Origin of the sequence: Streptomyces sp. KR80 (genome assembly GCF_052245555.1) — a bacterium.
Classification (GTDB): Bacteria; Actinomycetota; Actinomycetes; order Streptomycetales; family Streptomycetaceae; genus Streptomyces.
Map to the genome: position 1 here is coordinate 120,173 of NZ_JBQQCD010000015.1, position 20,734 is coordinate 140,906.

Annotated in this window: 16 protein-coding genes; 7 read left to right on the plus strand and 9 right to left on the minus strand. The window is 72.5% G+C overall.

Features of this window, described 5'->3' with window-relative positions; genetic code table 11:
• Nucleotides 1-78: 78 nt before the first annotated feature.
• Genes ACTWQI_RS21155 through ACTWQI_RS21165 form a run of 3 tightly spaced genes read right to left on the minus strand, consistent with a single transcriptional unit; the run spans nt 79 to nt 3,578 of the window.
• Nucleotides 79-1,632: a PTS transporter subunit EIIC gene (locus ACTWQI_RS21155; RefSeq protein ID WP_443272658.1), complete on the minus strand. Its 1,554-nt coding sequence runs from the start codon at nt 1,630-1,632 to the stop codon at nt 79-81.
• Between the two features lie 36 nt (nt 1,633-1,668).
• A complete protein-coding gene (murQ, locus tag ACTWQI_RS21160; protein WP_443272660.1) occupies nt 1,669-2,610 on the minus strand; it encodes an N-acetylmuramic acid 6-phosphate etherase in 942 nt (313 codons plus the stop codon).
• Nucleotides 2,611-2,645: 35 nt separating this feature from the next.
• Entirely contained in the window at nt 2,646-3,578 is a 933-nt protein-coding gene (locus ACTWQI_RS21165) for a MurR/RpiR family transcriptional regulator (protein WP_443272662.1), read from the minus strand.
• A 66-nt stretch (nt 3,579-3,644) separates the two neighbouring features.
• Here ACTWQI_RS21165 and ACTWQI_RS21170 point away from each other — a divergent pair, with 66 nt between their 5' ends.
• From ACTWQI_RS21170 to ACTWQI_RS21180, 3 genes are all read left to right on the plus strand, one after another.
• Nucleotides 3,645-4,007 (plus strand): hypothetical protein, encoded by a 363-nt coding sequence (locus tag ACTWQI_RS21170; protein ID WP_443272664.1) that lies wholly within the window; start codon nt 3,645-3,647, stop codon nt 4,005-4,007.
• Between the two features lie 2 nt (nt 4,008-4,009).
• Nucleotides 4,010-4,294 (plus strand): DUF4031 domain-containing protein, encoded by a 285-nt coding sequence (locus ACTWQI_RS21175; protein WP_443272666.1) that lies wholly within the window; start codon nt 4,010-4,012, stop codon nt 4,292-4,294.
• A gap of 68 nt (nt 4,295-4,362) precedes the next feature.
• Nucleotides 4,363-5,454 carry a methyltransferase domain-containing protein gene (locus ACTWQI_RS21180; protein WP_443272668.1) on the plus strand — a complete coding sequence of 364 codons (1,092 nt, stop codon included), beginning with the start codon at nt 4,363-4,365 and terminating at the stop codon, nt 5,452-5,454.
• A gap of 46 nt (nt 5,455-5,500) precedes the next feature.
• Here the strand turns inward: ACTWQI_RS21180 and ACTWQI_RS21185 are convergent, their stop codons facing one another.
• Entirely contained in the window at nt 5,501-6,151 is a 651-nt protein-coding gene (locus ACTWQI_RS21185) for an HD domain-containing protein (protein WP_443272670.1), read from the minus strand.
• A gap of 57 nt (nt 6,152-6,208) precedes the next feature.
• Between ACTWQI_RS21185 and ACTWQI_RS21190 the strand changes: the two genes are divergently transcribed.
• Nucleotides 6,209-6,904, plus strand: a complete 696-nt coding sequence (locus ACTWQI_RS21190) for a copper homeostasis protein CutC (RefSeq protein WP_443272672.1) — start codon at nt 6,209-6,211, stop codon at nt 6,902-6,904.
• 24 nt (nt 6,905-6,928) lie between these two features.
• On the opposite strand, the gene ACTWQI_RS21195 is transcribed toward ACTWQI_RS21190, so the two are convergent.
• Complete coding sequence (locus ACTWQI_RS21195; RefSeq protein WP_443272674.1) at nt 6,929-9,040, minus strand: HelD family protein; 2,112 nt, start codon at nt 9,038-9,040, stop codon at nt 6,929-6,931.
• A gap of 336 nt (nt 9,041-9,376) precedes the next feature.
• Here ACTWQI_RS21195 and ACTWQI_RS21200 point away from each other — a divergent pair, with 336 nt between their 5' ends.
• Nucleotides 9,377-9,568 (plus strand): hypothetical protein, encoded by a 192-nt coding sequence (locus tag ACTWQI_RS21200; RefSeq protein WP_443272676.1) that lies wholly within the window; start codon nt 9,377-9,379, stop codon nt 9,566-9,568.
• Nucleotides 9,569-9,598: 30 nt separating this feature from the next.
• On the opposite strand, the gene ACTWQI_RS21205 is transcribed toward ACTWQI_RS21200, so the two are convergent.
• Together ACTWQI_RS21205 and ACTWQI_RS21210 are read right to left on the minus strand one after the other, a co-directional pair.
• Nucleotides 9,599-11,245: a DNA repair helicase XPB gene (locus ACTWQI_RS21205; RefSeq protein ID WP_443272678.1), complete on the minus strand. Its 1,647-nt coding sequence runs from the start codon at nt 11,243-11,245 to the stop codon at nt 9,599-9,601.
• Between the two features lie 260 nt (nt 11,246-11,505).
• The gene (locus tag ACTWQI_RS21210; protein WP_443272680.1) at nt 11,506-14,643 is read right to left on the minus strand and encodes an AfsR/SARP family transcriptional regulator; all 3,138 of its coding nucleotides are present in this window, start codon (nt 14,641-14,643) and stop codon (nt 11,506-11,508) included.
• 350 nt (nt 14,644-14,993) lie between these two features.
• Here ACTWQI_RS21210 and ACTWQI_RS21215 point away from each other — a divergent pair, with 350 nt between their 5' ends.
• On the plus strand, nt 14,994-15,872 hold the full coding sequence (locus tag ACTWQI_RS21215; protein ID WP_443272682.1) for a M23 family metallopeptidase: 879 nt from the start codon (nt 14,994-14,996) through the stop codon (nt 15,870-15,872).
• Nucleotides 15,873-15,985: 113 nt separating this feature from the next.
• Here the strand turns inward: ACTWQI_RS21215 and ACTWQI_RS21220 are convergent, their stop codons facing one another.
• Nucleotides 15,986-16,162, minus strand: coding sequence for a hypothetical protein (locus tag ACTWQI_RS21220; protein WP_443272684.1), 177 nt, complete (start codon nt 16,160-16,162; stop codon nt 15,986-15,988).
• A gap of 399 nt (nt 16,163-16,561) precedes the next feature.
• Complete coding sequence (locus tag ACTWQI_RS21225) at nt 16,562-19,405, minus strand: helicase-associated domain-containing protein (protein WP_443272685.1); 2,844 nt, start codon at nt 19,403-19,405, stop codon at nt 16,562-16,564.
• 240 nt (nt 19,406-19,645) lie between these two features.
• Between ACTWQI_RS21225 and ACTWQI_RS21230 the strand changes: the two genes are divergently transcribed.
• On the plus strand, nt 19,646-20,659 hold the full coding sequence (locus ACTWQI_RS21230) for a hypothetical protein (RefSeq protein WP_443272687.1): 1,014 nt from the start codon (nt 19,646-19,648) through the stop codon (nt 20,657-20,659).
• Nucleotides 20,660-20,734 lie beyond the last annotated feature (75 nt).

Here is a 20,734-nt window from a genome sequence, read left to right on the forward strand (position 1 = left end):
AACCGAGGGCGGCACCCCTGCGCGGGGTGCCGCCCTCGGGCGTTTTCCCGTCATGCAGCCGGGCCGCCGTACGGCCGGTCAGACGCGGGTGGCCTTCGCCGGTCCGGAACGGGTGGGCTCTGCGGTCGCGGGGCCGACCGGCTCGGTGGCGTTGAGCTCGGTCAGCATCCGCTTGCTGAATCCGAAGAAGTACGTGACCACGAATCCCGCGACATAGCCGACCAGGAGTCCCGCCCCATAGACGGCGACGGTCGCCGCGAGGCCCGCGGAACCCTGCAGCAGGGGGAAGAGCGCCCAGCCGGACGGCCCGATGGCTGTGGAACCGACCGCGTCACCCGACTGGGCCACGGCGCCGACGAAGGCACCGCCGAACGCGCCGCCCACACAGGCCGTGGCGAACGGGCGGCCGAGCGGAAGCGAGACGCCGTAGATCAGCGGCTCGCCGATACCCAGGAGTCCGGCCGGGAGGGCGGAGCGGATGGTCTTGCGGAGGGAGGTGTTCCGGCGCAGCCGCACGTAGACGGCCACGGCGGCGCCGACCTGGCCGGCGCCGGCCATCGCGAGGATCGGCAGGAGAACGGTGTGGCCCTGCTGCTCGATCAGGGTGGTGTGGATCGGGATGAGGGCTTGGTGGAGTCCCAGCATCACCAGCGGGAGGAACAGGCCGCCGAGCACGAAGCCGGCGACGAGACCGCCCGTCGACAGCAGCCAGTTGGCCGCCGAGCCGATCGCCTGGGACACCTCGCCCGCCAGGAACATCAGACCGAAGAGGGTGACCAGGCCCGACAGCAGGACCGTCACGGTCGGGGTGACCAGGACGTCCAGGGACTCCGGGACACGGCTTCTGCACCACCTCTCGACCCGGACCGCGAGCAGAGCCGCCCCCAGCGCCCCCAGGACTCCGCCCTGCCCGGGGGAGAGACTCCGGCCGAGGACATGGACGTCGGCGACTCCCGCGTAGACGATGATCGCCGCGACCGCGCCGCCCAGCACGGGCGTACCACCGAACTCCTTGGCGGTGTTGATGCCCACGAATACGGCGATCAGCGACATGAAGCCGGACGCGATGGCGGCGAGCGCCGGGACGAGGGAGGCGGCCCAGGTGAGGTGGCCCGCGCTGACCAGGTTGGTGAGCAGGCCGTTGATGCCGGCGACGATGCCGCAGCCGATGAGCGCGGGGATCAGCGGGACGAAGACGCCCGCGATCCGGCGCAGGAAGAGCTTGACCACAGTGGCGTTCCGCCGCTTCTGCGCCGCCCTGATCGCGGCGCCGTGCGCGGCGAGTTCCTCGGCGGTCGTCGGCGGCTGGGCCTCGGTGGGCTTGGTGGCCTCGGTGGCGCCTGTCGTTGCGGCGGCAGCGGCGCCGCGCTCCGACTCGACGAGTCGCTCGAACTCCGGCGTCACGCGGGCGACCGTGCCCGGGCCGAGCACGATCTGGTACGTGTCGTCCGCCACGACGCCCAGCACGCCGGGCACCGCCCTCAGCGCCTCGTCCTGTACGAGGGAGCGGTCGCGGAGTCCGAGGCGGAGCCGGGTCATGCAGTGGGCGACAGCGGTGACGTTCCGCGCTCCTCCGACGAGGGGGAGGAGCGCGGAAGCCAGGTCGTCGTTCTTGTCCTGTGCTGGTGCCATGTGCGGTGGCCTTGCTGTGTGGGGGGTTGGGGTCCGTTAGGCGCGGCGCCCTGCGGCGCGCAGGGCTGCGCGGAGGTGGCCGTTGGTGTCGACGAGGAGCTTCGCTGCCGTTGGAGCGTCGACCTCCGCGAGGATGGTGAGGATCGCGTTCTTGACCTCTCCGTCCGTCGCGGTCAGTGCGGCCTCGATCTCCGGGTCGGAGGCGCCGGTCGCGAGAGAGACGATGCGGCGCGACCGAGCGCGCAGCTTGTCGTTCGAGGCGCGGACGTCGACCATCAGGTTCCCGTACGTCTTGCCCAGCCGGATCATGGTGATCGTCGAGATCATGTTGAGCACGAGCTTCTGGGCGGTGCCCGCCTTGAGGCGGGTCGAGCCGGTCAGCAGCTCAGGACCGGTGACCACCTCGATGCCGTGCTCGGCCGCCGCGGCCAGCGGCGAACCGGTGTTGCACGCCAGCCCGATGGTGAGTGCACCTCGGGCGCGGGCGTGCTCCACGGCGCCGATCGCGTACGGGGTGCGGCCGGAGGCGGAGATGCCGACGACCGTGTCGTCGACCCTGATGTCCAGCGCGTCGAGGTCGCTCGCCGCCAGTTCCCGGCTGTCCTCGGCTCCTTCGACGGACGTCACCATGGCGGACGGACCGCCCGCGATGAGCCCGATGACCTCCGTGGGGGCGGTGTTGAAGGTCGGCGGGCACTCGCTCGCGTCCAGCACGCCGAGCCGGCCCGCGGTGCCCGCACCCGCGTAGACGAGCCGGCCACCGTGGGCCATCCGCGTGGCGGTGGCGTCGATCGCGGCGGCGATCGACGGCAGCTGCGCGGTGACGGCGGCGGGGACGGTGCTGTCCTCCTCGTTCATGATCTTTGCGATCTCGAGGGTCGGCAGCCGGTCGATTTCGGCCAACTCGCTGCGGAAGGCCTCGGTGGTGAGGGTGTCGAGCTCGGCACGCAGCCGTGTGCGATCGGTGGAGGAGGTCATGGGGGGCGGCTTTCTCGGTTCCGGCGGGCTGAGGGTTACGCGCGTTTGGGGTGACTGTGGCGGTGGGCGAGGGCTTCGTACGACGCGGACAGGGCCGGGGCGGCGGCGTCGTACGTTCGCTGGGCCACGCCTATGAACAGGCAGTCCACGACCAACAGTTGGCTCGTACGGCTGGACATGGCCGCGGGCCGCAGCTCGCTCTCGCGCGCCGTCGACGTGGTCAGGACATGATCCGCGTACTGCACGACTTCGCCGTCCGGGCGGCCCGTGATCGCCACCGTCGTCGCGCCGCGGTCGAAGGCGACCCGCAGTGGCTCGATGACGTCCGTGGTCCGTCCGGAGTGGGTAATGGCGACGGCGACGTCACCGGCGCGCAGCTGCACGGCGTTGGTCACCGCCAGATGCGGGTCGGCGTGGGCGTGCGCTATCAGTCCGATGCGGAGCAGCTTCTGGACGAGGTCCTGGGCGACGAGGTTCGACGCACCGATCCCGTACACATCGATCCGGCGAGCGGCGGCGAGCGCGCCGACCGCGGACTCCAGGTGGCCGGTGTCGAGCCCGGCCGCGGTGTCGGCGAGGCACTGCCGCTCCTCCTGCGCGAGCTTGGCGACCACGGAGGAGATCGGGTCGTCGACCGCTATGTCGGCGGTGACGGCGGGCGCGGCCCCGGACTGCTGCTGGGCGGCGAGCCCGGCGAGCGCGAGGCGCAGGTCGCGGTAGCCGGGATAGCCGAGGACGCGGGCCGTGCGGACCACCGTGGCCTCGCTGGTGCCGGTCCGCTCGGCCAGTCCGGTGACGGTGAGCGCGGCACAGCCCGCGGGGTCCTGGGCCACGGCCACGGCGACGCGCTGCATCGAGCGGGTCATCGAAGGACCGAGGGTACGCACCTTCGCGGCCAGGGCGCCCGGGTCCGGGCCCGGTGTCGGCGGCCGGCGAGGGATGAAAGTTTCCTTCACTTCACTGCTCACATCTGGAAGGTATTTTCAGCCAGCTGCGGCGTCAACCCCTGGGGAAAGGGCGTGACAATGGTCCGTATGGAGCTTGAGCAGGCCCTGCACGCCGCGCGCGCTCTGGTGCTCGACGATCTGACGGCAGGAGGCGTGGTGCAGGCCGATGTCGTGTCGCTGGTCGAGGACGCGGTGACGCACCGCCGTTGGTGGGTCGAGCAGTGGCCGGAAGGCGTCGACTACGTGGGAGGCCTGATCGCTCAGGACGTCCAGGACGCGCTGCTCGACCGGTACGGGCGGTGGCCGCTGTGCCCGGTCTGTGCGGAGGGCGCCGACCCGCACACGCTGGGAGTGGAGCCGGCGCTCGGACCGGATCCGCACTGGGTCTGCACGGTGGCGGGCGTGGTCGTCGCGCCGGTGGGCGGCCTGGGCGCGGTCCTGGGACGCTGACCGTGGCGATCTACATCGACCCGCCGAGCTGGCCGGGCCACGGCAGGATGTGGTCGCACCTGGTGAGCGACGTCTCGTACGAGGAGCTGCACGCGTTCGCGGCCCGGATCGGTGCCCCGGAGCGGGCGTTCGAACGGGACCACTACGACGTGCCGAGCGAGCGCTACCGTGCGGCGGTGGACGCGGGCGCCATCGAGGTGGGAAGCAAGGAGCTGGTGCGGCGGCTGACAGCGGCGGGGCTGCGCCGCCCCAAGCACGCCGGGGCGCCGAGAGGCGTTGATCCATGAGCCGGAATACGGTGGTTGAGAGAACCCGGCGAGGTGGCGCTTCGGAAACCTGAAGGAGGGCGCCTCTCATGACGACATCCGTCCCGCTCGACGAGGAACAGCTCCTCGACGAGGCGAAGATCCAGGCCTTTGTGACCAAGGCCCAGGCGGATTACAGCGGCTCCCTGGTGACGGCGCTCTGTGTGCTCGGCGACCGGCTCGGTCTGTTCCAGGACCTCGCGGCGAACGGCCCGGCCACCAGCCAGGAGCTGGCGGACCGCACGGGGATCCAGGAGCGCTACGCCCGTGAGTGGCTGCGCGGCCTCACGGCCGCGGGCTACTTGGAGGAGACGCCCCGCGGCGGCCGTTTCGTCCTCCCGCCCGAGCACGCACCGGTCCTGGCCGAGGAGAACGGTCCGATGTTCATGGGCGGCGCCCTCCAGATGGTCCCCGCCCTCTGGGCCCCGCTCGACCATCTGACCCGGGCCTTCCGCGAGGGCGGCGGGGTCGCGCAAAGCGAGTACCCGCCCGACCTCTGGCGGGGCATGGAGCGGTTCACCGGCAGTTGGTTCGAGAGCGTGATGCTCGACGAGTGGATCACGGCACTGCCGGACATCGGTGAGCGGCTCGTGGAGGGCATCGTCTCGGCCGACGTGGGGTGCGGCGCGGGGCGGGCGTCGCTGACGCTCGCCAAGGCTTTCCCCCGGTCCCGATTCGTGGGCTTCGACGTCTTCGAGGCGCAGATCGAGCGGGCGCGGGAGAACGCCGAGCGCGCGGGCCTGTCCGACCGGGTCGGCTTCGAGCTGCTCGACGTGACCAAGGGCCTCCCCGGCCGGTACGACCTGGTGACCACCTTCGACGTCATCCACGACGCCGCGGACCCGGCCGGGCTGCTGCGCGCGATCCGCGCCGCCACCGAGGACGACGGCGACTACCTGATGCTGGAGATCAACTGCCAGGACCGGCCAGCGGACAACCAGGGCCCGGTGGCGGCGATGTTCTACGGGTTCAGCGTGCTGTACTGCATGACCACCTCGCTGGCGGACGGCGGCGCCGGGCTCGGCACGTGCGGCGTGCCGGAGGCGAACGTGCGGGAGCTGGCCACGGCCGCCGGTTTCTCACGCGTGGAGCGGGTGCCGGTGGAGGATCCGCTCAACGTCCTCTACGACATCAAGCCGTAGGCGGCGGGGCCGGTCCTCGCGTCCGGTCGGTCGGCTGGTGTTCCGGTCAGACGGTCAGCAGGTCCAGCTCGGTGGCCAGGTTGAAGCGGGCGGTCGGCTCCCAGTGCTCGTGGCCGTACGGGGTGCGGAACAGCCGCGGCAGCCCGAGCAGCTGGCGCAGTACGGCCGTACGGCCTTCGCGGAAGGCGTCGTGCGGGACGAAGCCGTACTCCTGGCGAATGGCGGCGGCGTAGGCCGCGTAGGCCTGCGGGGGGCCTGCGAGGACGGCGAGATCCGCGTCGCTCAGGACCTCGCCGTTGGTGTCGCCGGCCGCCGGGTCGTGTGTGACGGTGAGCCGCACGAGCCGCGCCACCTCGGCCGTACGCGCCGCGGTCACGCCCGCCTCGGGCAGGGCGCGCTCGGCGAGCCGCGCACTGCGTTCCTCGTTTTCCGATCGCTCGGGGTGGTACACGGCGTCGTGGAACCAGGCGGCGAGCCGTACGGCGTCGGGGTCGGCGCAGTAGTGGGCGAGCTCCTCGACGTGGTCCAGCACGGCCAGGAGATGGCTGGTGTTGTGATACCGCCGCTGCGGTTCCGCCCAGCGGGTGAGGAGGTTCTCGCCGAACGGCACCGGGTCCGGGTAGGACTTCTCCTGGCAGCGGTGCAGCAGCCCGCTCCAGCGGGCTAGCAGGATGTCGTGGGTGGCGTCGGCGGCCATGGATCAATTGTGGGCCACGGGTTTCCCCGGCGATCGTTGTGTGGCAATCTTGGAGACATGTCTAGACCAATTCTTGAGGTGATCGCCCTCGGCCGGGATGACGCGATCGCGGCCCAGGCGGGGGGAGCAGACCGCCTCGAACTGGTCACCGACATGGCGGCCGGTGGGCTGGCGCCCTCCCGCGGCGTCTTCTCGGAGGTCCGCGCCGCCGTGGACATCCCGGTGCGCGTGATGCTGCGGTCGAACGCCGGCTACACCGCCGGCTCGGCGGACGAGCTGCACCGACTGTGCGCGACGGCGCAGGCGCTGCGTACGGAGGGGGCGGACGAGTTCGTGCTCGGCTTCCTCGACCACGAGGGGCACCCGGACCTGGTCGCGGTGGAGATGCTGGTCGCGGTCATCGAGCCGTGCCGGTGGACGTTCCACCGGGCGATCGACCACGCGGTCGATCGCGGAACACTGCGCAAACAGCTGGCGGGGCTGCCGGGGCTCGACACCTATCTGACGGCGGGGGCCCCGGCCGGGGTGGACGAGGGTCTGCCGACGCTGCGTGCGGAAGCGGGCCTCAAGGCGGAGGGCCACCCGGGCTACGAGCCGCGGATTCTCGTCGGCGGCGGACTCCGCCTCGACCACGTTCCAGAGCTGCGCGCCACCGGAATCGACGCCTTCCACATCGGCAGCGCGGCGCGCCCTGCGGGCTGGGCTTCTCGGGTCTCCGCGTCTGCGGTCGAAGAGTGGCGCGCGGCCCTCTGAACCGGGTTGAGGGTGCCCACAACCCTAGGTCAATGCCGGCGGCAAAGGCGCGGCGTGGAGGATCGTGAGGCCGGAGACCGCGCGGGTGAGCGCCACGTAGAGGCGGCGCAGACCCGTCCGTTCGTCCGGTTCGGCGTCGACGATCGCCGTCGGTTCGTCGAGCACCACGTAGTCGTACTCCAGTCCCTTGGCGAGTGACGCCGGGACCAGGGCGAGGCGCGGCTCAGCAGAGGTCGCTTCACCCGGCTCCGGCAGGGACGTCGCCATGCCGGGGGCGAGATGGGCGAGGTCGGCGCCGGCCAGGGCGTCGACCAGTGCCGGGACGCGGGCGTCCGCCGCGATCAGGCCGACCGAGCCCTCCCGGGACAGCGCCTCGCGGCAGGCGGTGAGGACCGCGGCCTCCAGGTCGTCGTGCCCGGCCTTCCGGACCTCCAGCGAGCCCGGCGCCTCGCGCACGGAGGTGGCCGGGGCCAGGCCCGGCGCGATGGCCGGCAGCAGGCGCGAGGCATACGCGATGACCTCGCGCGGCACCCGGAAGCCGGCCGTGAGCTCCTCGATCCGCGCGTCCCGCTGTCCCAGATGGGCCAGCGCCTCGGGCCAACTCCCGGTCGCCCAGGGCGTGGTGCCCTGGGCCAGGTCGCCCAGCACCGTCGCCGAGCCGGTCGAGCAGCGGCGGCCCACCGCCCGGTACTGCATCGGCGACAGGTCCTGCGCCTCGTCCAGCACCACGTGCCCGAGCGACGGCGTGCGCTCCACCAGGTCCGCCGCCTCGTCGATCAGTACGGTGTCCGCCGCCGACCATGGCGCGGATTTCACCGAGCGGGCCGGCTTCTGCCAGAGGATCTCCTTCTGCTCGTCCGGAGACAGCAGTCCCTCCCCCTGCTCCGCCAGAAAGCCCGGGTCGGAGAGCAGCCGCAGGACCAACTTCGCCGGGTCCACCTGCGGCCACACCGCCTTGACCGTGGCCCGCACCGCGGCGCTCCGCGCCACCGCGTCCTGCACCCGGTCGTCCGGGGCCTCGCCCGCCGCCTCCATCCGGACCAGCACGGCGTGCGCGATGCGCTGCGGAAGCGCCGCGCGGGCCGCCTCGTAGCGGATGTTCCGCGCCAGCAGTTCGTGGACGAGCTCCTCCAGTTCGTACGCCGGGATGCGCCAGCGCCGCGAGCCGCGCACGACGACGCAGGCCTCCGTCGGCATGGCGACACCGGAGCGGACGGCGCGCCGCAGCACCTGCGCCATCCGGGCGTCGCCCTTGATACGGGCGGCGGCCGTGCTGTCCTCAGCTCGTACGTTCACCTGGGCGACCAGGTCGTCGACGGTCGCGTGCGCGACCTCCAGCTCGCCGAGGGCCGGCAGCACTTGCTCGATGTAGCGGAGGAAGGAGCGGTTGGGGCCGATGACCAGGGTGCCCGTACGGGCCAGGCGCTCCCGGTGCGCGTACAGCAGATACGCCACCCGGTGCAGGCCGACAGCGGTCTTTCCGGTGCCCGGCGCGCCCTGGACACAGACGGTCCCGCCCAGCCCGGCCCGTACGATCTCGTCCTGCTCCGGCTGGATCGTGGCGACGATGTCCCGCATAGGGCCCACCCGCGGCCGCTCGATCTCGGCCTGGAGCAGTTTGCTCGCGAAGCCGACGGCCTCCTCGGCCGGATCGGTGAGGTGCTCGTCCTCGTACGCGGTGAGTTCGCCGCCCGTGTAGCCGAAGCGCCGGCGCAGCGCGACGTCCATCGGGTCGTTCTTGGAGGCCCGGTAGAAGGGCTGGGAGACGGGCGCCCGCCAGTCGATGACCATGGGGTCGCCGTCGGCGTCGTGGACGTGCCGCCGCCCGATGTAGTACCGCTGATTCGCGCCGTCGTCGTCTGCGGGTTCCCCGCCGGGAGCGTGGAGGTAGTCGAGACGGCCGAAGAAGAGCGGGGTGTGGGCGTGGTCGGCGAGGGCCTTGATGCGCTGGTCGATCTGGTGCTGGAGGACGGCGGCGTTCACCCAGGTCGCGGTCACGTCGGTGATGTCGAGAGCCTCGACGTCGGCGCGCATGGTGGCCAGCGCCGCGCGGGACGCGGCGAGGTGCGCGCGCTCGCGGTCGAGGGGGTTCACCGGGTCCCGGTGAGCGGGGTGCGGGTGGGCGTGCGCGGGCACGGCTTCGCCTCCGGGAGAGCGGTCGAGACAGGAGCGTCGAGCGGGATACCGGCCGGTTTCCGTCCGGCCGGTGGCGCTCTCCGGCGCGGGCCGGGAGGCGGCTGGGCCCCGTACGAGGACTGGGGGACGGCGATTTTATGCAGCGCGCACCCCATTGACGAATGGTTTTCCGCGGCACCGGTCTCAGTCGCCGGACGGGCCCGCCCCCGAATCCCGTCTCAGGGATGTCCACCTCTGGTAGGGGGCGGGGGCCGCCCCGAAGGCGGACGCTCGCGTGGCGCGGCCTCGGCCTTTCGGCCGATGTGCTGCGAACGGGTGAAATCCATCATGGACGACATGAGCACTGCATCGTTCACCCCGGCCCATCCGTCCCCCGCCAAGGGCGCCTCCGCGCTCGGCTCCGTCCCCGCCCGGCACCAGCACGTCCTGGGCAATGTGCTGCGTGCGATCCGGGTCTACGCGGAGGCCGCGATCAGAGTCGCCATCCTCGGCGAGTACTCCGAGCGGTCACCAGTGATCCGCCGCTGACGCCCTCCCCCACCAGGGACCGGCTGCCCGTCAGACCTCGTCCGCCGCCAGCAGGTCGTCCGCGTCGACGATCCGGTACGCATATCCCTGCTCGGCCAGGAAGCGCTGCCGATGGGCCGCGAAGTCCTGATCGATCGTGTCCCGGGCGACGACCGAGTAGAACACCGCCGGGTGGCCGTCCGCCTTCGGGCGCAGGACGCGACCCAGGCGCTGGGCCTCCTCCTGCCGGGAGCCGAAGGTGCCCGAGACCTGGATGGCGACCGTCGCCTCCGGCAGGTCGACGGAGAAGTTCGCGACCTTGGACACCACCAGCACGCCGATCTCGCCCCGCCGGAAGGCGTCGAAGAGCTTCTCCCGCTGCGCATTGGTGGTCTCGCCCTTGATGACATGGGCGCCGAGGTGTTCGCCGAGCTCGTCGAGCTGGTCGATGTACTGCCCGATGACCAGCGTCTGCTGCCCCCGGTGCCGCTCGACCAGAGCCTCGGTGACCCGGCGCTTGCTGTCGGTCGTAGCGCAGTAGCGGTACTTCTCGTCCGTCTCGGCCGTCGCATACGTCAGCCGCTCGGAGTCTGTGAGGTTCACCCGGACCTCGACGCAGTCGGCGGGAGCGATATAGCCCTGCGCCTCGATCTCCTTCCACGGCGCGTCGAAGCGCTTCGGCCCGATCAGCGAGAAGACATCCGACTCGCGGCCGTCCTCCCGTACGAGTGTCGCTGTCAGGCCCAGGCGGCGGCGGGCCTGCAGATCGGCGGTGAACTTGAAGACCGGGGCGGGCAGCAGATGCACCTCGTCGTAGACGATCAGACCCCAGTCGCGGGAGTCGAACAGCTCCAGGTGCGCATAGACGCCCTTCCGCCTGGTGGTGAGGACCTGGTACGTGGCGATGGTGACCGGCCGGATCTCCTTCCGCGCACCGCTGTACTCACCGATCTCCTGCTCCGTGAGCGAGGTGCGCTTCACCAGCTCGTGCTTCCACTGCCGGGCCGAGACCGTGTTGGTCACCAGAATCAGCGTGGTCGACTTCGCGGTCGCCATCGCGCCCGCGCCGACCAGCGTCTTGCCCGCGCCGCAGGGCAGGACGACGACGCCTGAGCCGCCGTGCCAGAAGTTCTCGACCGCCTGCGTCTGGTACGGGCGCAGCGCCCAGCCGTCCTCGCGCATTTCGATCGGGTGCGCCTCCCCGTCCACATAGCCGGCCATGTCCTCGGCCGGCCAGCCGAGCTTGAGCAGCGCCTGCTTGATCTGGCCGCGCTCGGAGGGGTGCACGGCGACGGTGTCCCGGTCGATGCGGGCGCCCACGAGCGGCTGGATCTTCTTGGACCGGAGGACCTCCATCAGGACCGGGCGGTCGGTGGTGACCAGGACGAGGCCGTGCGTGGGGTGCTTCTCCAGCCGGAGCCGACCGTAGCGGGCCATGGTCTCGGCGACGTCGACGAGGAGGGCGTGCGGTACGGGGTAGCGGGAGAACTCGACCAGGGCGTCGACAACCTGCTCCGCGTCGTGGCCGGCCGCGCGGGCGTTCCACAGTCCGAGCGGGGTCACCCGGTAGGTGTGGATGTGCTCGGGCGCCCGCTCCAGCTCCGCGAAGGGGGCGATGGCGCGGCGGCAGGCGTCCGCCTGATCGTGGTCGACTTCCAGGAGCAGCGTCTTGTCGCTCTGGACGATCAAGCAGGACACGCGGTACCTCCGTAGACAAGGGTCGCCTGGTGACAAGTGAAGCACCTGCCGCACCTGCACCGGTCCGGGCGCTGCCCCGGGCCGTACGAGCGGCCCGGCCGGGCGCCGGGATACGCGACCTCATCCATGGTCCCCTATGCGCGCGAAAGTGGGCCCACTCCTCGCGACGGTTGTGACGGCAGGGACAGCCGGGAATTGAGTGACAACCGTCGGCAGATCGCTCGGCCTCGAGACCGACGGCGGACCAGTCAATCCGGGGCTCACCGCGGCCCGATCCGCGCGGGGTCGAGGTGCGCGGACCGCAAGGCGTCGACGTCGTCGGCCTCGCGGGAGCCGAGTTCGGTGAGGACGTGGTGGGAGCGCCGCCATGCGGCGTCGGCGGACCGGGGGTCGCCGGTGGACAGGTGCGCCGAGCCGAGTGCCCGGAGCACCCGGGCCTGGTAGATCGGCGTGTGCATCTGCTCGCACAGGTCGACGGCGGCGTTCAGCAGTCCGATGGCCTCGGCCGGCCGGCCTTGCCGGTGGCGAAGGTCGCCCAGGGCCAGCAACACCCGGGCCTCGATGAGCTCGTCGCCGATCTTGCGGCCGAGCGACAGCGCCTGGGTCAGCAGGGCATCGGCGTCGACCAGCAGTTCCCGGGACAGCAGGACCCGGCCGAGAGCGAGCAGCGCGAAGGCCTCGCCCCGATCGTCGGTGAGACGGCGCACGATGGCCAGCATGTCCCGGTACGCCCGCTCGGCCTGCTCGATCTTGCGCTGCGCGAGGTACAGCTCGCCGGCGCGGTCCAGGAGCTGTGGATGGGATGACTCGACCCCGCTGTCGCGGACGATGGCCAGCGCGTGTTCGAGGTGCGACGCCGCCTCCTCGGTGCGCCCCAGGTCCAGGTGAATCTGCCCGATCGAGCGCAGGACGAGGACTTCACCACCCCGGTCGCCGGTCTGGCGCAGCCATTCCAGGGCCTGTTCGAACCGGCTCAGCGCGCTGTCGTACTGGCCGCACATCGTCTCCACGTAGGCCAGCAACGGCAGCGCCAGCGCGCATCCGTGCAGGTCGCCGAGTTCCATGAAGGCATCGAGGGCGGGGCCGAGCCAGGCGGTGCCCGGCTCGTAGCGGTTCAGGTTGAGCTCGAGCAGTCCGAGCGCGGTGCGTACGGCCGCCTGGCCGCGCAGATTGCCCGTGCGCCGGGTCGCCTCGAGGGCCTGCTCATGGGTGAAGCGCCACTCGTCGAAGTAGTTGCGGGTTTCCAGGAACGACACCGAGGTGACCGCGAGGTCCCAGCACAGCTCGTCAAGACCGAGCTCGGCGGTCTGCCGCACGATGGCGGCGACGGCCAGACGTTCGCTCTCGCACCAGGCCAGCGCGTCGTCGACCAAGTCTTCGACAGACGGTGGATCGAGGTGGAATCTCTCGGCACCGCCGTGCAGCACCACGAAGTCCCCACCGTAGATGTCCGCATGGGCGCGCTCGGCGAGTGCGAGCCAGCAGCCGAACGCCCGGGACAGCGCGGCGAGGCGATCGGGTTCCGGCTCCGCGCTCGCGCCTTCCCTGGCGTACACCCGGGTCAGGTCGTGGAACCGGTAGCGCGTCTGGCCGGCTGCGTCGCGCCCCACCACGTCCAGGAGTTGGGCGTCGACGAGCTGGTCGATGCGCTCCTCGGCTTCGGCCACCGTGGCGTCGAGGAGCGCGGCGCCGACCCACGCGGCGAAGTCGGGGACGTCCAACAGCCCCAGCCGGTGGAACAGTCGCCGCTGCTGCTCGTCGAGACCGCGGCAGCTCAGCGCCAGGCTGCTGCGCACCTCCCGTCCACCGTGCACCAACTCGTCCAGTCGGCGGCGCTCGTCGGCCAGCCGATGGACGAGGCGGCCCACCGTCCAATGGGGACGGGTGGCCAGCCGCGCTCCGGCGATCCGCAGCGCCAACGGCAGGTGCCCGCACAGCCCGGCCAGCTCCAGCGCCTGCCCCGGATCCGCCGACACCCGGTCGCTGCCGATGATCTGTGCCAGCAGACCGACCGACTGCTCGGCGTCGAGAACGTCGAGATCGAGGAGCTGCGCACCCTCGATCCCGGCGAGCCTCGCCCGGCCGGTGACCAGGACGGCGCAGCTCGCGCTGCCCGGCAGCAGCGGCGCGACCTGCGCCTCGTCGGCGGCGTTGTCCAGCACCACCAGCACCCGCCGGCCGGCCAACCGGTCGCGGTACATCGCCGCGCGCTCGTCCAGGCCCTGCGGGATCACCCGGCCGTCCACCCCGAACGCGCCGAGGAATCGCGCCAGTACGGCGACGGGATCCGCGGGATGGTCCTGCCCGCCCTGCAGATCCACATAGAGCTGTCCGTCGGGGAACTCGTCACGCAGCTCGTGTGCTACCTGGATGGCGAGGGCCGTCTTGCCGACGCCTGCCCGCCCCGCGATCGCGCACACGACAACGGCCCCCGAGGAGCCTCCGGGACCCGGGTCCGCCCGGAAGGCGTCCCGGATCCGCGCGAGTTGCTTCTCGCGGCCGGTGAAGCAGGCGATCCCAGTGGGCAGCTGCTGGGGGACGCGGGGAGGTTCGGCCGGCGCCTGGCGTGGGCCGGGTGTCGAGGCGGAGCCGCCGGCTGGCTCATGGTCCTGCGGCGCGGTATCGGGCGCCGGTGGCTCGAGGCTCGGATCGCGGGCCAGGACGGCCTGATGCAGCCGCTGCAGCTCGCTGTTCGGTTCCAGCCCCAACTCCTCGACGATGGTCTGCCGCGCCCGCTGGTAGGCCTCCAAGGCCTCGGCCTGACGGCCCGAGCGGTACAAGGCGAGCATGAGATGGCCGTGCAGCCGCTCCCGTAGCGGGTGTTCGGCGACCAACGCGCACAGCTCACCCACCAGATCGCCGTGGCGACCCAGCGCGAGCTCCCATTCCAGGCACTCCTCCAACAAGCTCAGGCGCCACTCGTCGAGGCGGCGGGCCTCCGCGTCGATGATGCGGCCGCCGATCCCGTCCAGCGCCGGCCCGCGCCACAGTGCCAGTGCGGCCCGTGCCTGCTCGCTTGCCCGGCAGAAGCCATCCTGGGCCGCACCGCGGGCCTGGGTGGCCAACTGCTCGAACCGCCGGGCGTCGAGCTGACCGTCTCCGGCGCACAGCAGATAGCCGGGGGAGCGGGTGACGATCAGTTCCGGTGGCGCGCCTGCCGCAGCGAACGTACGACGCAGCGCCGACACGCAGATCTTGACCTGCGCCGGCGCCGTCGCCGGCGGCCGGTCCTCCCACACCGTGTCCACGAGCCGGTCCACCGACACGACCCGGCCCGCCTCCATGAGCAGGACGGCGAGGACCTTCCGCTGCCGGGTGCCGCCGAGCGGCAGTCGGCTGCCCGCGGCCCAGACCTCGAGTGGCCCCAGAACCTTGAACTCCACCGTGGACGCGTCCATCACCGGCCTCCCCCGAGCCCCGGACATCTGGTGGGCAGCAGCCTCTACGACGACAGCGACCCCCCCAGCAACCACCACAGGCTAGTACCGCCCACCGACGCGCGATACCAGTTCGATACCACGTCAATACGCCCGGTCCCGATGATTCGAGACGACCAACCGGCGGGGCCGGCAGAAGGGTTGCCCGCCGACCGCGCTTCACCACGGGGGTGCCGACATGCGTACGACCACCATCGACGTCTGTTCCCGCCCCTTCGGCACGGGCTGCCACGGCGGGCGCACGCCATGTTCGGCGCTCGCCACGGCACGGATGGTTGCGTTCATTTCGCTGTACGAAGGGGAGGATTTTCATGCGCCACGCGAGGGTCAGTAGGAGATGGGCGTCGATACCGCTGGTCGCGGCGTTGTTCATCGGCGGGTTGTCGGTCAGCGCGATCACGTCGGGGTCGGCTTCGGCCACGAAGGCGACCGGCGGGACGCAGTCGTCGGCCGCGGCGGCAGCAGCAGCACGACCGAAGTTCCAGATGCCGTTCGCATGCGGCCAGAAGTGGACCTTCTACACCTGGAATCACAGTCCCGCACTCGACACCGCTGTCGGCCGTAAGGGCTGGGCAGTTCGGGCGGCGGCCTCAGGCAGGGTCGTGCAGTCGTACTTCAAGCAGTCGAGCGCCGGCCACATCGTTCAGATCAAGCACAAAGGCGGGTACTTCACGACCTACGTGCACCTCGGCAAGCGGACCGTGAAGAAGGGAGCCACGGTCAAGCGCGGCGCCCGGATCGGAACGGTCGGCAACTCCGGTGACACCTCCAACGGCAACGTGCACCTGCACTTCGAGCTCGCCAAGAGCGGCGGAAACACGGCGACGTGGGGATACCCGGGCTCCGACCGGATCCCGGTGTCCTTCAACGGCAAGCGGTACTCCGGAAACGGCAAGCACTGGACGCTGATCAGCCACAACTGCGCGGAAGGGAAGCCGAAGACCTATTGCAACTTCGTGGTCACCAAGGCGCACCACAAGCGCAGTTGGGTGGGAACGAAGTACGACAGTGAGGGCAAGCTCTCCAAGGGCGCCAAGATCCGGGCGAGCAAGTACACGAAGAAGGGCGGTGGCTACACGTGGCGCAGGCTCGCCGGTTCGGGAGGAGCGGACAGCCACGGTGCCTGGGTCCTCTCCTCGCACATGAGGTACAACACCGCGAATCCGGGCTGCAAGCTGCCCAATCCCTGACAGAAGAGCGGTGAGCTCGCACCGCACCGGGAAGAGTGCCGGCCCGTGTCCACGACACGGGCCGGCACCCTTCGTGCTACCGGTGGCGCGGGCGAGGCCCGGGCCACCCAGGCCTACTTGGCCCCGGGCAGGGTCAGGTTGTTGATCACGGGGCCTTCGACGGTGACGCCCTCGGTGACGAGGGGCTCGGCGCCGGCGGGAACCGGGAGGGGAGGAACAGCCGCGGCCGGGGCGGCGAGTACGCCGATGAGGGCGACGGCTCCCAGCACGGCGGTGGCGATACGGCGCATCGACGACCTTTCTCGTCTCTTCTCGCTTCGGGGGGCGGCCGGACCGCACGGCCGCATCGGGATGGTGCGGTCCGGCCCGTGGGGGACGCTGGTGGCGGGTGTGGGCCTAGAAGACGATGCCGCCGCTGAGATCGATGCCGATCGCGGCGGCGGGCGATGCGAGGGCGCTGAGGAACGCGAGTGTTCCGAGCAGGACAGTGGCGATACGGCGCATGGAACTACCTCTCTTCGTACGGCACTCGGGGCCTGGTCCCGGTGCGTGAACGCGTCGCGAGGTGGCTGCCCACGGCACTCCGCGCGGATGCGATATGTCGCTCGTACGTGGGGGAATCCGGCAATACGGGAGACGGGGTGTGCCCCCAGGAGGTAACCCCCAGGCCACCGCATGGGTACGCGCGATCAGCCGGCTCCGTCGGCCAGTTCGGCCACGCCGGTGATCCGGTGCAGCGGGAAGGTGCGGACTTCGTCCGCGGTGTGGTCGTACGCCGTGACGAAGCCGCCCTCCACCCGCACCGGAGCGATCACGCGCTGGCTGGCGGCGCCGTCCGCGTTGACGTAACCGATCCAGACGGCGGTGCTGGTGAGGGCCGCCGCCTGCATGGTGGCGAGGGTCTCGGAGGCGGTGGTGCGGGGGAGGCTGCCGGGCTCGGCCGGGGCGGTGGTCCTCGTGCCCGGTACCGGGGCGGTCCTGCGCACCGCCGTCGTCGCCAGGTCGCCCGCGCGGATCGCCCGGACCGCCGCGCCGAGCAGAGTCTCGTCCGGTGGCGGCGGCCCGCCCTGAACGGGGGTGGGGGCGGCGCGTGCCGGGGTGCGGTGGGCGTCGGCGCGCGCCACCAGCACATCGCCCTCGGCGGACTCCGCGGCAGGGGCGTACCCCATCTCGCGCAGCCGCTCCAGCAGCAGGTCGGGGGAGGCCTGAGCGGCGAGCACGGTCGGTGCCAGGCGGCGCAGCCGGAGCCCGGCGGAGCGCCGGTCGGCCAGGATCTCCGCCAGCAGCGCGTCGTCGTCGCACCGCACGTACGCGGAGGCGGCCCCGATGCGCAGGTGCCCGTGGCGGCGGGCCACGTCGTCGATGAGATAGCTGAGTGGCTGGGGCACGGGCGTACGGGAGTGCTCGGCGAGGAAGGCGTGCAGGTCGGCTGCGCCCTGTCCGGCGTCGAGCGCGCGCCGTACCGAGCCGGGGGTGAACCGGTAGACGGTCGCCGCGCCCTTCGACTCGACGTCGGCGAGCACGCCGAGCAGCTCCGCGAGCGGCCGCTCCAGCGGCCCGGGCGCGACGGCGGTCAGATCGGCCTGCAGCAGTACGTGGTCGAGCGGTTGCGGCAGCAGCGGCGCGAGCAGGGCCGCTGCTCGGGCGGCTGCCGCCTGGTCCGCGCCTGTCGGCCGGGACTCCCGGGACAGTCCGGCTCGTTGACCGGCGCTGATGCCGGAGGCCTGGGCGCGCCCGGGGGTGCCGTCGGCCTCAGGGGTCTCGGCGGCCCGCGGGCCTTCGGATGTCGGCACGGGGCCCAACAGGGCCCGGCCGTGGGCGGAGAGGGCACCCCGGCCGGTGATGCCGAGGAGTTCGGCCTCGGTCAGGGTCCAGCGTGCGATGCGCGAGCGCAGGTCGTCCGTGGCGGTGGGGGGCTGCGCACCGGCGGCGATTCGGGCCGCGGCGGACCGCGCCCGCGCGCTCGCGGGCGCCGAACCGGCGGCACCGGGCGTCGCTCCCGCATCCGCAGGGCCGGCCGCACCCGGTGCCAACGCACCCCCGCCGGAGGCGATCCCGTGTTCCCACCGCAGGCGGGCCAGCAGGGCCTCCCGGTCCGCCGAAGCGCCCGGGGGGAGGGATGCGAGGAGTTCCAAAGTCCGGCGCCGGACCTGCGGGGCCGGGGCACGGTCCAGGCCCGGCCCCAGGGCCGCGAGCGTTCGGCCCTTCGCGTCCTGGCCGCCGACCACCCCCGCCGTACGCGTCGCCGCCAGCCACGCCGCCGCCAGCGCGGCCCACCGTTCCTCCGGGGGGCGCCGCAGCCACGCGTCGTACGCCGGGGTCGCCGCGAAGCGTTCGTCCGCCTCGCCGTCGGAGGCGAGGAGCCCGGCGGCGTAGCCGAGTTCGAGCCAGAAGGCGGCGGTCGGCTCGTCCGTGTCGAGCGCGGCGGCGGTCCGTTTCAGGTCTCGAACGCTCAGGCCGCCGGCCCGCAGTACGGGGGGTCCGCCCAGGTCCCACTGCTTCAGCAGGTCCTCGATCGTGCCGAGCGCGGCGAGCGCCTGGCCGGCCGCCGTGGTGTCGACGATCCTTCGCCAGCTATCTCCCCCAGACTCCGTCTGGGAGGTGCTCCCAGGGGTGCCCCCAGGACGGTGCTCGGCCGCGGGGACGACCGGCGGCGGCACCGGTTCCGGCGAGCGGTGGGCGCGCCCGTGGCGCAGGTGCAGGGCGACCTCGCGCGGCAGGACGACCGTGCCGGGAGCGATCGGCAGGAGCAGCCCGCGTGCGGTGAGCCAGCGGACCGCCGGGGACGGACGCGCCGGCACCGTCCCGTACGGCGGCCCCCAGACGAGCCGGGCGAGCGTTTCGCGGGACTCCTCGGGCGCTTCGGCCAGGAGCGCCGACATCCGCCCGCGGTCACGGAAGAGGGCGGTGAGCGCTTCGACGGCGGTCACCGGATCGTGGGTGGCCGGCAGCCCCGCCGTGGCGATGATCTCCTGGAGGCGGCCGGGTGACATCCCGGCGGTGGCCTCGGCGACGGTGGGTCCCAGCCCGGTAGGCGACGGGCCCGCGACACCGGAGACTCCGGGCGCGCCCGGAGCGGCCGGGGCGAGCACCTCCCGGGCCGTACGGACGAGGTGCAGGCGGTCGCCCCCGCCCCAGACGAGCGCCTGCGTACGGAGGGTGGCGACGGCGCGGGGCAGCTCGCGGGTGACGTCGTCGTCGCCGTCGTCGCCCGCCATCAGGGCGAGCAGAGTGGCGTATGGGCACGGGTCGGGTGCGACCGCGAGCGCCTCGGCGGTCTGCAGCGCGAACCGGTCCAGACGCTCCAGAGCCCGTACGACGGAGGCGCGGGTGCCCGCGCGGGTGGCGAGCTGGGTGAGGTCGCCCGGGACGGGCGAGACGAGGTCGGGGCGGGCTCGGAGCAGCGCGGCGAGCTCGCCGTCGGGGCGGCCGCGCAGCTCCTCGGCGAGCGTGCGGGGCGTTCCGGCGGCACGACCGCCACCGGGACGTGTGGCCGCCGACCCGCGCTCCTCTCGATTCTGCTGACCGCCCATCCGCTTCACGGTACCCTCCCCCAGCTACCTCCCCCTAGCGTCAGTCCCCCTGGGCCTAACGGCCCGGGAGGCACTCCCAGCGGGAGTGCCCCCACAGCGGCGGCCGGTGGGCCTCCCCTTGGGGGACGGGCGGGTCGCATCACCGGCCCGGCAGCGGCGTGGGGGCACCTCCCAGCGGTAGCTGGGGGAGGTACCTTCGGAGCCGGAGTCGGGAACTGCGCGTACTCGCAGGGGATTTCGTTGGGAATCGAGAGCGACAAGCTCGTTTATGACTATCTGAGCCGGGTCGGTGACCTCGCTCAGCAGCGGCAGCTGCCGTCGTCGGAGCGGATGCGGCTGGTGACCCGGCTGCGGTCGGAGATCGAGCAGCAGCGCGCCGGTGCCACCGATACGCCTGCCGCGGTGCGGCGGATTCTCGGCAGGCTGGGCACGCCCGCCGACGTGGTGGACTCGGCCGGGACCGACGGCTCCGGTGCCCGTACCGCCCGCGAGCAGTCGGCCGGCCTCGCACAGCGGGCGACCGCCCGGGGCGGCACAGTGCCGGCGCCGCGCAAGGAGCGCGGAACCGATGCCGGGGCGGGCCCCGTGCCCGAGGGTCCGTCACCCCCGCATCTCGCGGGCGAGGACGAACTCGGCCCGTTCGACGACGCGCCCGACTGGTGGCGGATGGCGCCGGGCCCCTTCGGCGGAACCGGGCAGCCCGTGCACGGCTTCGTCGGCGGCATCGAGATCCCCGAGATACTCAGACCGCCTCCCGGGGACGAGCCGCCCGGGGACGAACAGGTCGGGCAGGACCGGCGGGACGACGGCGCGGACCAGGGACCGGACGCGGCCGAGGCGGTCGGAAAGGCCACCCTGCTGCGGCGGGCCCTCCGCCGACGCGTTCGGACGGCCGGGGCTGTCGTCCCCAGGACCCCGCGCAGTCCGCTGCTCCTCATCGCCGCGGCCCTCCTCGTCGCCGGCGCCTTCCTCGGCTCCATGGTCACGCTCGGCCTCGGCTGGCTGATCGCCTACGGGTCGCGCCGGCTCTCCCGTATCGAGGCGAAGCTGGCCGCGCTCGGCCTGCCGGGCATGGTCGCGGTCGGCGCCATCGTCTGGCTCTGGGGACGTGTCGACGGCCGCTGGGGCGAACCGATCCCGCAGGGGCGGATGGCGGACGCGCTCACCGGCACGTGGCCGGTGGCCCTCCGCGTGGCAGCCGTCGCCTCGGCGCTCTTCCTGGTGTGGAAGGCGAGGCGGCGGCCGACGCGTTGAGGTCTGTTCGTCGACCCCACGCCGCTCGCCGGCCTCAGGCCCGTGGCCGGGCCGACGCCCGTGGACGGCACAATG

Coding starts and splice junctions, on each gene's coding strand:
- murQ (WP_443272660.1), bottom strand. CDS start 2,610: ATGACCTCCTCCACCGATCGCACACGGCTGCGTGCCGAGCTCGACACC.
- ACTWQI_RS21210 (WP_443272680.1), bottom strand. CDS start 14,643: ATGGACGCGTCCACGGTGGAGTTCAAGGTTCTGGGGCCACTCGAGGTC.
- ACTWQI_RS21190 (WP_443272672.1), top strand. CDS start 6,209: ATGTCTAGACCAATTCTTGAGGTGATCGCCCTCGGCCGGGATGACGCG.
- ACTWQI_RS21200 (WP_443272676.1), top strand. CDS start 9,377: ATGAGCACTGCATCGTTCACCCCGGCCCATCCGTCCCCCGCCAAGGGC.
- ACTWQI_RS21155 (WP_443272658.1), bottom strand. CDS start 1,632: ATGGCACCAGCACAGGACAAGAACGACGACCTGGCTTCCGCGCTCCTC.
- ACTWQI_RS21220 (WP_443272684.1), bottom strand. CDS start 16,162: ATGCGCCGTATCGCCACCGCCGTGCTGGGAGCCGTCGCCCTCATCGGC.
- ACTWQI_RS21180 (WP_443272668.1), top strand. CDS start 4,363: ATGACGACATCCGTCCCGCTCGACGAGGAACAGCTCCTCGACGAGGCG.
- ACTWQI_RS21185 (WP_443272670.1), bottom strand. CDS start 6,151: ATGGCCGCCGACGCCACCCACGACATCCTGCTAGCCCGCTGGAGCGGG.
- ACTWQI_RS21225 (WP_443272685.1), bottom strand. CDS start 19,405: ATGGGCGGTCAGCAGAATCGAGAGGAGCGCGGGTCGGCGGCCACACGT.
- ACTWQI_RS21170 (WP_443272664.1), top strand. CDS start 3,645: ATGGAGCTTGAGCAGGCCCTGCACGCCGCGCGCGCTCTGGTGCTCGAC.
- ACTWQI_RS21215 (WP_443272682.1), top strand. CDS start 14,994: ATGCGCCACGCGAGGGTCAGTAGGAGATGGGCGTCGATACCGCTGGTC.